This window comes from Streptomyces sp. PA03-6a, from assembly GCF_033792765.1.
Classification (GTDB): domain Bacteria; phylum Actinomycetota; class Actinomycetes; order Streptomycetales; family Streptomycetaceae; genus Actinacidiphila.
Window position 1 is genome coordinate 1 of record NZ_JARAVK010000284.1, and the last position, 10,669, is coordinate 10,669.

The window sequence follows — 10,669 nt, forward strand, 5'->3', positions numbered from 1 at the left end:
GGTTGGGGTTGGGGTGCTGGCATGGCGGCCGCGGGCATGCTCACGACGTCATGCATGAGTGGATTGGCCGCGGGGGTGTGGGCTGCGGAGATACGGGCGGATCAGCTCACGGGGCGGTGGACCAGCGGGTCGGGTACATCGCTGACGTTCCGCGAGGACCACACGTTCGCCAGCGTCAGGCCTGCCGGTATGCCAGCGGCGTCGCATTGTGATGATCCGTCGGTGCTGGCATCGGGCCGATGGGCGTTTGAAGTCTTTCCTGAGGAGGGCGGCTTCGGCACTCCCGACGAGGACGTCACGCGCGGAAGCGCTCTCGCTGCGGTCTGCCAACGGCGACTGTGAGGTGGAGGCCTATCTGTTCGGTGACGAGGACGACCCTGCGCTCTGCCCGACCGACGACACTGATGTCGGCTGCCCTGATGAGGACTACCTGAAGCGTGGGCAGGCACCAGGGCATGGATATGGCAGGAATTCAATCATCATTGCGGAAACGAGGTAGGTCGTCCGATGGGGCTCAGCTTTACAGATCTCCAGAGAATTCCGGAAGAGCAGCTAGTGCTAAAGGAAATCCGATACTTGGCGCTGGTGCAAGTTGATCTCATCGCGTTGTACCGCCATTGGGGCCGCCCCGACGTCGCAGTGGACGATCTGGCCGAATGGTTGTGCTTCGCGTTCTCGTTGCCCAACGGGGAAAAGTTCGCCCTGCAGCGGGAGGCTCAACATCCGCCTACGCCCGGATTTCTCCTTAGTGCGAGCAGTGGACTTTTCTCTGCGGAGGCGGCGGAAGGGCTAATTGGAGCGCTCGGCATTCCAGGGATATCCGTGGTTGAGTTGAGTGCCGAGGTGATCAACTAGACATCCTTTTTGTGGCGGCTCGTCAGCACCTGGCGATACTACGGCTCCACCGGCGCTAATCCAGTTTTCCGCATCCCTCCGCCCCCCTTGTCCCTGAGCCTCGATTACTTGGGCGTGCCCTTTGCCGCATATTGGACGGACCAGGCAGCTGGCACGTCATTCTACGAATCACACGCACGCGGGTTAGTACGACACCTGCGGCGGACAGGCGCTGTCTGACGCGAAGAGGTACCCGCCGGCTTCATCTCTCCGGGGCTGTATGGGTATCTTCGAAGCCCCCTGCCTTCGCGGCTGACATCACCAGGTGACATCAACGTCGGGGGACGACGGCGGAGTGAGGCGGCCGAGGACCAACCAGAGACCACCCGTGTAGGCGCCTTCGCGCAGGCTGTGCTGACATGGGCACGAACTTGTAAGGCGGTGCTCACGAGGGCCGGATGATTCATCCTGTCTCCATGAGGCTTCAGGGTGACCCGGTGACGGCAGACCGAGCACTGCTCGTGAACGAGCTGCGGTTCGATCCAGATGCGATCTACGAGCTGGACGGCCTCCTGATGCTCGCTCCCGGAGACCAGGTGCACATGGTCCAGGACCAGCAAGTAGTCATTAAGCGCGCTGCCGGCATCGAAGAGAGGCCCGCTGGCCACTGGACTCCGTGGTGTTGGTCTTGGCGTCTCGTCTGACTGCTGTCGTGCCAGATGGGCCGGCGAACCACGGTCAACGCCGGGCATCGCATGACCGTCATGCACGGGGGGTGATTCCCAAGCTCAGTACGCCCTCCCACGGGGTCTCCTCCAGCGCCGCAAGCCTCGCCCGGTCATCCGTACTACCTGTCCGCCGGACCGACCGACCAGACCAGGAGCCCGTACATCGTCACTGACTCCAGTAGCGCACCGTCCGGCGCGCGTCCAAGGCATGGGCCTCAGATGCCCCAGATCGCGAGACGGATTCCGTGATCAGCAACGCGGGTGACGGGTACTCTCTCGGCGTCAGGGTCCGCCAAGCGTGGCCCCAAGGAAAGGGCCTCTGTAGCTGTGGACTTGACTGTCACCTTCCAGATGACCAACCGGGACTATCGCGGCCTGGTACGCAACTCCCCGGTCATCCGTCACTTCGCCGCCGTCAGCCTGTTCCTGGCTCTGGTCGGCGCGTTCACCTTGTTTCTCGACGACTCGAAGGAGTGGCTGATCTTCTTCGGGCTCGGCATGTTGGTCTACGTCGAAGTCATCGCTGTGCGTGCGGCGGCAGGTAAGGTCGCGGCCCAGTTCCCCGGGCCGTGGACGCTTCATCTGACCGAGGAGACGTACACGCTGCGCACCTCCGCATCCCAGGTCGCGGTGAACTGGAACGCCTTCTCCGATGCCAGGGAGCGCGGCGGATTCTGGTACCTGCGGACAAGCAGGATGGCAGCCGAGGTCATCCCCAAGCGGGCTCTCGACGAGAACCAGCACGTCGCCCTCGCCGCGTTCCTGGCCGGGCGACTGCCTCCGAGATGAAGGGCTCCTGGTACCGACTGTTCGCCTGACGGCAGAAGATGACGGCAACAGAGCCGTACTCACGAGGACCCTGGCGGTAGCAAGCGAACTTCCTTGACCTCCTGGAGCAGCAACGCAACAGCGTGCGCGTAGCTATGAATGAACTCCTAAAGCGGTGCTCGCTCGAAGCTAGTACGGTCCTCGCCATGGAGTCGCGGCGTGCCAAAGCAATGATCGACCTCCTGCCTCACCCGGTCACCGTAGATGAGCCGACCGGTACCGCCAAGATCGTGGAGAGGCGATGACCGACGCGGTGCGCACCAACCAGTACGAGGGGTTCTGCTGCCAGTGCCAGGAGACGGTACCTCCCCATACTGGAGTGCTGCTGCGAAGCCAATCGGGTTCGTGGGTGGTCTACCACCAGGAGCACGCGCCAGCGCAGCTTGAGCAGAGCGGTGTCACCTCCGAGGTCCCCACCGTGCGGAAGAACCTGCGCGAAGGCGACTGTGAGGCTTGCGGAGTCCTGGTGCCAGCAGGGCTTGGGGTGTTGATATCCACGCAGTTTGGGGGCTGGGAGGTCTACCACCCGGAACACGTCCGTGAGCCTGCGCCTCCGCCACGCGGCCGACACTCGGGATGGTATCGCCGGCGTCTCATGGCCGTGGACATTGCCACCACCGGAAACCGGTACGGAGTCGACCGAATCCTGGGCGCGGCAGTGCGTACCTCCGACGGAGCAGGTCAGTACTGGTTGATCAACCCAGGCCCAGCTCGACTGCCGTCGCACCCGGTAAGCGCCACAGCATCACTGTGGAACAGGCCCGGGCTGAGGGAACACATTCCACTCAAGCCTTGGATGAGCTAGCGACCGTACTTGCCAGCCACTTGGCGGCTAAAGAACCGCTGGTGGCATGGCACGCTCCATTCGTCTTGACCACCCTGGAAACCGAGCTGCAACGGCACGATCTCGCGCCCCTCGCCGATCGCGCCCCCAACGGCCTCGCACCAATCTGTGATCCCCTCCTATTGGACCGGCAGGCCGACCGCTACCGTTCTGGTGGGCGTGCGCTGGAGACCGTTACCGACTGGTACGGCATCGAGCACAACTGCCCGGGCGATCCGCGGAGCGACGCCGAAGCGGCACTCGTTCTCGCCTACGTCATTGGCGCCTGCTATCCGCCCATCGGAAGACTGTCGCGGCCCGCCCTGCACCGGGAACAGGTTCGATGGGACGAACAGCAAGTCCGGGAGGCCGAAGTGCGGCAGCCTGGCAGGGAGAGGGACCCGCGTTGGCCCCTCGGAACAGTTCAGGCTTTGCCTTGGCAAGATCACGATGCCTCACAGACCAGCGCCTAGGCGCGACCATGACGTGAGACGCCCGACCGCGGATGCCGTCCCAGCTCAAATCTGCAGACACACCACTCCTGGTCTGGGAGGGGTCAGAGGCGCGCGCCCATGTGCCACAACCGTGCCACTTCGGGCGGTCAGCCACGGACAACGACGGCTCGCCACAGTTGAGATGCCTCGCTGAACTGGGGCCCCTTCAGACCTGACTTGACCTGCGTAACCTCAAAGACCCTGACCACCAGGCTTACAAGGCAGATGTCGGCGGTTCGAAACCGTCCACGCCCACCAGTGAGAAGACCCCCAGCCGGTCATGGCTGGGGGTCTTCGGCATCCGGATCAGACATCAACGGCCACGCTCACTCGCGGCCGGGACGCCTCCGCAGCAGCCGGCCCATGTGGCTCACGGCCTCACGCTGGGTGTCCTGCACCACGTGGGTGTGGACGTTCATCGTGACGGCGATCTGGGAGTGCCCGAGGATCTCCATCACTACGCGAGGCGCGACGCCTGCCGCGGTCAGCAGCGCGGTGACGCCGACGAGGTGGACGCGCCGGGTGCCGTACTCGATGGATATCAGGGCGTACAGGCGCTTGAGTGAGACGGTGTCGAGGTGCAGGAAGTCGGCGGCGATGATGCCGCGGGCCTGGTCGGTGAGGAACTGGCGCCAGGTCGGGCCGGAGCGTTGCGGGGCAGGGTCGATTCAGACTGCATGAAGGATTTCCCAGACTGTGGATGGGGCGATCGGGTAGCCGAGGCAGGCGAGTTCGCCTTGTGTTCGGCGGTGGCCCCAGCTGCTGTTTTCGCGGGCCAAGGGCAGGATGAGCCGCTTGACGGCCGGGGTGACGGATGGGCGGCCGGGGCGACGGTGCTGGGCGGAGGTCCATCTGCGTGCGGCGAGTTGCCCATGCCGGCGCAGCAGTGCGGTCGGGGTGACTGCGAAGGCCGCGCGCCATCGCCCGCGTGGGACCCACCGCGACAGCACGGCCGGCCGGATCCGCTCGCCACGGTGACGGAGGTGGGGTTGCCGTTCACGGTCGCGGTGAACGTACCGGCGGCGTACGTGTGGCTGGTCTGCCCGCTCCCGGTGGCGTCCAGGGCGACGGTGACCGTGGAGCTGCCGTCCCCGAAGTCCACCACCGCTGTCCCGCTCGGAGTGCCCCCGGAAATGCTGAACGTCACCGATTGTTCGCACTTCGGCGACGTGGGTGAGGTCGTCACCGTCAATGGCGAAATCGCCGTCACGTTCGCCGAATTGGCGTTGGTGACGTAGACGTTGCTGTTCTGCGCCGCCGCCACGTAGAACGGGAACGCGCCGGCGGGGACGGTGGCCAGGACGGTGTTCGTGGCACTGTCGATCACGGTCACGTTGTTCGAATTTGAGTTGCCGACGTAGACCTTGCCGGTCGGCGCCACCGCTATCCCGAACGGGCCCCCGCCGGCGGGGACGGTGGCCAGGACGGTGTTCGTGGCACTGTCGATCACCGTCACGTTGTTCGAGACGGTGTTGGTGACGTAGACGTTGCCGTTCGGCGCCACCGCGACCACCCCCGGGACCGTGCCGGCGGGGACGGTGGCCAGGACGGTGTTCGTGGCGCTGCTGATCACCGTCACGTTGTTCGAGGTCTGGTTGGCGATGTAGACGTTGCCGTTCGCCGCCACCGCCGCCGCGCCAGGGAACCCGCCGGAGGGGAGGGTGGTCAGGACGGTGTTCGTGGCGCTGTCGATCACCGTCACGGTGCCCGCGTTTCGGTTGGCGACGTAGACGTTGCCGTTCGGCGCCACCGCCACCGCGTCCGGGACCGCGCCGACGGGTACGGTGGCCAGGACCGTGTTATTGGTACTGTCGATCACCGTCACGTTGTTCGACGTCGAGTTGGCGACGTAGACCCTGCCGTTGGGCGCCACCGCCAACGCGAACGGGCCCCCGCCGGCGGGGACAGTGGCCAGGACCGTGTTATTGGTGCTGTCGATCACTGTTACGTTGTTCGAGCTTTGGTTGGTGACGTAGACGCTGCCATTCGCCGCCACCGCCACCATGGCCGGGCTCGAGCCGACGGGGACGGTGGCCAGGACGGTGTTCGTGGTGCTGCTGATCACCGTCACATTGCTCGAATTGGCGTTGCCGACGTAGACGTTGCCGTTCGGCGCCACCGCCACCGGGATCGGGCTCGTGCCCGCCGGGATCGTCACCGTGGAGAACGCCGCGCTCAACGGCGCGGCCACACGCCCTTGCACAGCGGGCACCTCAGATCCGCCCGCGGGGTTCAAGCGATTGTGGGGCAAGTCTTTCTGTGTTGCTGCGAAGGCGTGAGGAGCAGCGGTCGGCAGGAGGGCGAGGGAAAGGGCTGCCAGGATGACGCTCAACCGGGTGAGCCATTGGTGCCGTGCGCTACGGCGTAAGTCTGCGAAGACGCCGCTGGATATGAGCGCAGGGGAGATGAGGGACATTGTTTCTCCAGGCCGGTCGGCTCTTGGGAGCCGTCATGATGAATTGCGACGGCTGAGCAGCAATAAGAGCCCAGCCGTCCGTCAATGCACATCCTTTGGGCCGCTACGCTGCCCTGCCAGCCGGAATGCGCTGAACGTGACCGCTTCCCGGGACTTCGCTCATGAGCTCAGGAATGTTTCTGTTGCGCTTCACGCAGCGTCATCGTGGACGTCTCATGGGCGCAGACAGCGTCGTGACGGCCGGGAGCAGCCCAGCCTGATACCCAGCGACGATCGGCTGGGGGGCTGATCTCAGTCGTGGTCTCATTCGCATGCGTTCAGCCCCGTCCAGACGAGTCCCACTTCCGGCCGGAACCTGCAGGAACGAGCCAACGTGAACAGAGGGGAATGATCCCGTACCGACCTGTGACTGGCATACGCAGACTTGGAAAGCGTGCACGTGAGTCATTCGGTCGAGCGACGGCAGCGCTGACGGCAACGAGGGCGAACGACGGCAACTCCCACCAGTGGCCCGGAGGAAACCAAAGTGCGCCCTGCGCTGGAACACCGCACGGGGCACACCGGCGCTCCGCACCAAGATCTTCACGATGAGGACGAGGACGCCCGTGCCGAGGCGCTCGAGCTGCTCGGTGCCGCTCGCCGCCGCGGTCTTCCTGCGCAGAGGGAAATCCACAGGTCAGGCCGGGGTGTCGGCGTCCTGGGTCGTGGAGGCATCGAACGCCTCGGGGCCCTGCTCCGCCGCTGCCGGGTCCATCCACATGACCTGCCAGCCGTGGCCGTCGAGGTCGAAGAAGCTGCGTGAGTACATGAAGCCGTGGTCCTCGGCGTCGTCCGCCTCGGAGCCGCCCGCCGCGAGTGCGGCGGCGCTGACCGTGTCGACCTCATCGCGGGACGACACGCTGAAGCAGTACAACGCCAGCGTGTGCGTCGTGGGGTCGGCCATCGGCAGTTTCGCGAACTCCGCGAACTTCCCGCGGCTGAGCAGCATGACGAAGGCCTGCTCGCCGACGAGCATGCAGGCTGCGGACTCGTCGGTGAAGTTCGGGTTGAAGCCGAACCCGAGCTTGGCGAAGAACGCCTTGCTGAGTTCGAGGTCCGCTACGGGGAGGTTCACGAACAGCATGCGGCCGGAGTGTGCGGGATTCGTCATGGTGGGTCTCCAGTCGGTGGCTCGATGGCGTGCGTACTGAGAGACCGGCCTGGCCGGCGGAACTCATCGGTGTACCTTCGCCGGCTGCCCGAACACCAGACGCGGCCGCTTGGACACCTTCGCCCATCAGCCACTGCAACGGCCGGGTCTCCCACTGCCTGCCAACGCCCGACATCGGCGGACGACCGCCCGGAGCATGCATGCCCGGTGGGCGTGAGGTGAGAACCGCGCCGGCGGCCCTCCTGCGGATGGGGATCAGATGACGGTCAGCGTCAGGACCGCCGTGTACGTGCCGGGCGGCGTGGAAGTCGGGGCGTCGAAGTCGAGCCCGGCCCCGGCATCCGCGGTGCCGGGGCCGGTGCCGGTGCCGGTGCCGGTGCCGGTGCCGGTGCCGGTGCCGGTGCCGGTGGCCAGCGTCCGGGACGGTGGCCGCAGGACCCGAGGTGGGCTCGCCTGCTCATGCGTGCTCGACGTCGCGGCGCGGGCCCGAACAGACCGGTGACGCTGATCGCCGACCGCTTCCCATGAACCGTCGTCCCCCCTGTCGCGGGGCACGGTGTCCGTGCCCCGCAGCGCGATCGACGGCCACCGCACCCCCTGAGCCTTGATCGCATCGCGTAAGAATGCGCGGATCGCCGCAACCCGGGGCGACAGCCCGGTGAAGGAACAGCGAACGCACCAACGCCGGGTCCGCGGCGATCCGGGTCTCTGAGGTAGGCGACCGGATCCGCCCGCCCCGAGCGGCTGGTGGAGGAACGGAATCTCACGCCGCCGGCGAGGTGGCTGGGCCAGGCGCCGGTCACGTCAACGCATGCACTGACGGCGGGAGTTCGCATCAGGTCGTGGGCGCTCCGCACGGCGACCGCGGCTCGGTCAGCCGCATCGGTGCCGGTGCCATGCCGCGGCCGCGGTCTGCATCCTGGCCGTCCACTCGTTCGGGGAGTCGCCGGCGATCTCGTCCCAGAGCCGGTGCTGGGCTCGCGCGAACGCGTCGAGCCCGGGTGCGGGGGCGGCGGCGAACGCGGGGTGCTCGGCCGACAACTGCTCGGCCTGCTCCGAAATGTGGCCGGAGGCGATGAGCCAGATGGCCCACAGGGCGGGGTCGATCCATCCGGCGCCTCGGGCGGCCCAGGCCCAGTCGACGAGCCGGGCCCGTCCGGCGATGAGGACGTTGTGCGGGTTCCAGTCGGTGTGAAGCAGCCGGTCCCCGGTAAACAGCCCGGCGTCGTCGCCGGCGTGGGCCCGCATCCGGTCCGGCATGGTCCTGAGCGGCAGGTCGGGCAGCGGCAGGGCCGCGAGGGCCCGCATCGCGTCGGCGACGAGGTCCAGGTGGGGTGAGCCCGGGGCGTAGTCCGCGTGGGGGCCGGCGAGGTCCTCGAAGCCGAGGAGGTCCCAGCCCGCGCACCGGGTGTGCCAGAGCAGGGCCGGAGCCAGCGGCGTGACGTGCGGGGCGATGGCCGCTTCGCGTTCCTGCGTCCACGCCCGTGGATGCTCGAGCCGCAGCCCCTTGACGAAGACGGCGCCCGTCGCCGTACGGATACGGGCCGCGACTTCGGAATTGAGGCCCGTCGGGACCGACTCGGCTTCCAGCACGGGCCCGGTGTGCTTCTCGATGACGGCCAAGGCGTCGGCGGGGACCTCGGTGAAGCGGTGCGTCGGCATGGTCGGATGGTCCCGGAACGGGTCGGAGGGGGCCACGCCGTGCACGCGGGCGCGGCTTCCCTCGGTGACGGTCCGTTGCGGGGTTCGCCGGCCCGGGCTCCCTGCACTGCGCCGGTCGGCCGAGCATGCGGAGCGTCGTGGCGCAGTTGGGGGGCCGCCAGGCGTGGCCGGGGCGGGCGTACGGGCTCCGTCGGCGGGCCGCCTCACCCGTTTGCCGACGGGCGCTTCACCCACCTGGCCGCAGTGCTGGCGGTGCTGGGGTATGTCCGTGGCTCGTCGTGCTTCCATCCCGTCAGGAGGCACACATGATGCGTGAGGACCGACAGCAGGACACCCACCCGCAGGCGGGTGCGTCACGGCGGCATCTGCTCGCCGCGGCCACTCTGGCGCCGATGCTGGGCGGGGCGATCTCCGCGTGCGCGCCAACCGGAACGTCGAAACAGCACAACCACCCGTCGGTCATGCCCGTGCGCACCGCTCTGACGGACTGGAAGGACGTGGCCGTCGCGCTCGGGCGGACGGGCGACATCAGGCGCGACTTCATGTACCACACGGGTCTGCCGCGCCGGGACCTCAAGGTGGTCTCGCAGGGCGTCACCGTCAAACCGGGGCTCGCCCTGGGCTCGCACGTGTCCTTCGTCCGTTACGCCGACGGGAACACGCTGCTGATGGGCGACGTAGTGGTCACCGAGAAGGAGATGCAGTCCTTCGCCGACGTGCTGCACGAGCGCAAGATCGAGCAGACGGCGATCCACAAGCACCTGCTGTCGCAGGACCCGGAGATCTGGTGGGTCCACGTCCACGCGCACGGCAAGGACCCCGTGGCCATCGCCACGGGGCTGCGTGCGGCGCTCGACCGGACCGGCGCCCCGCCGCCGGGGCGGCCGGACCACACCGTGCCGCGCAAGCTCGACATGGACGTCGCCACCATCGACAAGGTGATGGGCATCAAGGGCGGCATCGACGACGGGGTCTACAAGAACACCTTCGTGCGCCGGGAGACCATCACCGACGCCGGTATGGTCCTGCCGCCGGGCCTCGGATCCACCAGTGCGATCAACTACCAGCCGCTGGGCAACGGCAGGGCCGCGGTCAGCGGCGACTGCGCCATGATCGCCAGCGAGGTCCAGGACGTCCTGGCGGCCCTCAGGCGTGCGGGGTGCCAACTCGTGGAGCTGCACAACCACGGGCTGACGGACGAACCTCGGCTCTTCTTCGTCCACTTCTGGGCCGTCGGTGACGCGGTCAAGCTCGCCAAGGGGATCCGGAAGGCGTTGGACGCCACCAACGTCAAGGGGATGGCGGTGGAGATCGGCTGACGCCCGGCCGGCATCGGGTACGGGTGGCCCGACCGCCGCTCCGCGCGGGAAGTCCGTTGCGGCCGCGGCGGTCGGCTCCGCCCGCCTTCATGTACCGTCTCCACGGACGATCACGGGGAGGGGCGACGGGGATGACCGGACGGTGGTACACCGCCCTGGGCGTGAATCTGCTGCTGGGGATCCCGGGGGTGGTGCCGATCTGGATGCTCTGGTACCTCGCCGCGAACTGGCCGCTCGCCGACCTGGGTCTGACCGTGCGGGAGCCGACGGAGAACGACGGCATCCTGCCCGGGCTGCTGCTCTTCGGGCCCGTCGTGCTCCTCTACGCCGTGCTCTGGTGGGTGGCCAACCGGCCCCTCGCCGTCCGGACGGCGAGGGGCCGGTTGGCCACCCACCAGAGCACGGCGTAGAGGAG

At 67.4% G+C, this 10,669-nt stretch carries 9 protein-coding genes and 1 pseudogene; 5 read left to right on the plus strand and 5 right to left on the minus strand.

Going from position 1 to position 10,669, the window contains the following annotated elements:
• Positions 1 to 585 precede the first annotated feature (585 nt).
• The 3 genes from PV350_RS39685 to PV350_RS39695 all read left to right on the plus strand — a co-directional run bounded on the left by PV350_RS39685 (position 586) and on the right by PV350_RS39695 (position 3,686).
• Positions 586 to 855 (plus strand): hypothetical protein, encoded by a 270-nt coding sequence (locus PV350_RS39685; RefSeq protein ID WP_500338310.1) that lies wholly within the window; start codon positions 586 to 588, stop codon positions 853 to 855.
• A gap of 1,058 nt (positions 856 to 1,913) precedes the next feature.
• The gene (locus PV350_RS39690) at positions 1,914 to 2,351 is read left to right on the plus strand and encodes a YcxB family protein (RefSeq protein WP_500338299.1); all 438 of its coding nucleotides are present in this window, start codon (positions 1,914 to 1,916) and stop codon (positions 2,349 to 2,351) included.
• A gap of 909 nt (positions 2,352 to 3,260) precedes the next feature.
• The gene (locus PV350_RS39695; RefSeq protein ID WP_500338301.1) at positions 3,261 to 3,686 is read left to right on the plus strand and encodes a 3'-5' exonuclease family protein; all 426 of its coding nucleotides are present in this window, start codon (positions 3,261 to 3,263) and stop codon (positions 3,684 to 3,686) included.
• 347 nt (positions 3,687 to 4,033) lie between these two features.
• Here PV350_RS39695 and PV350_RS39700 read toward each other — a convergent pair.
• From PV350_RS39700 to PV350_RS39720, 5 genes and pseudogenes are all read right to left on the minus strand, one after another.
• Positions 4,034 to 4,210: pseudogene (locus PV350_RS39700) on the minus strand (site-specific integrase); the annotation flags it as partial.
• 38 nt (positions 4,211 to 4,248) lie between these two features.
• The gene (locus PV350_RS39705; protein WP_499511639.1) at positions 4,249 to 5,910 is read right to left on the minus strand and encodes a beta-propeller fold lactonase family protein; all 1,662 of its coding nucleotides are present in this window, start codon (positions 5,908 to 5,910) and stop codon (positions 4,249 to 4,251) included.
• 889 nt (positions 5,911 to 6,799) lie between these two features.
• Positions 6,800 to 7,273, minus strand: coding sequence for a VOC family protein (locus tag PV350_RS39710; protein WP_500338303.1), 474 nt, complete (start codon positions 7,271 to 7,273; stop codon positions 6,800 to 6,802).
• 255 nt (positions 7,274 to 7,528) lie between these two features.
• Positions 7,529 to 7,867, minus strand: coding sequence for a hypothetical protein (locus PV350_RS39715; RefSeq protein ID WP_500338304.1), 339 nt, complete (start codon positions 7,865 to 7,867; stop codon positions 7,529 to 7,531).
• A 279-nt stretch (positions 7,868 to 8,146) separates the two neighbouring features.
• On the minus strand, positions 8,147 to 8,935 hold the full coding sequence (locus PV350_RS39720) for an aminoglycoside phosphotransferase (RefSeq protein WP_500338306.1): 789 nt from the start codon (positions 8,933 to 8,935) through the stop codon (positions 8,147 to 8,149).
• A gap of 305 nt (positions 8,936 to 9,240) precedes the next feature.
• Here PV350_RS39720 and PV350_RS39725 point away from each other — a divergent pair, with 305 nt between their 5' ends.
• Both PV350_RS39725 and PV350_RS39730 read left to right on the plus strand, forming a co-directional pair.
• Entirely contained in the window at positions 9,241 to 10,254 is a 1,014-nt protein-coding gene (locus PV350_RS39725) for a DUF1259 domain-containing protein (RefSeq protein ID WP_499511642.1), read from the plus strand.
• Positions 10,255 to 10,385: 131 nt separating this feature from the next.
• Positions 10,386 to 10,664 (plus strand): hypothetical protein, encoded by a 279-nt coding sequence (locus PV350_RS39730; RefSeq protein WP_500338308.1) that lies wholly within the window; start codon positions 10,386 to 10,388, stop codon positions 10,662 to 10,664.
• Positions 10,665 to 10,669 lie beyond the last annotated feature (5 nt).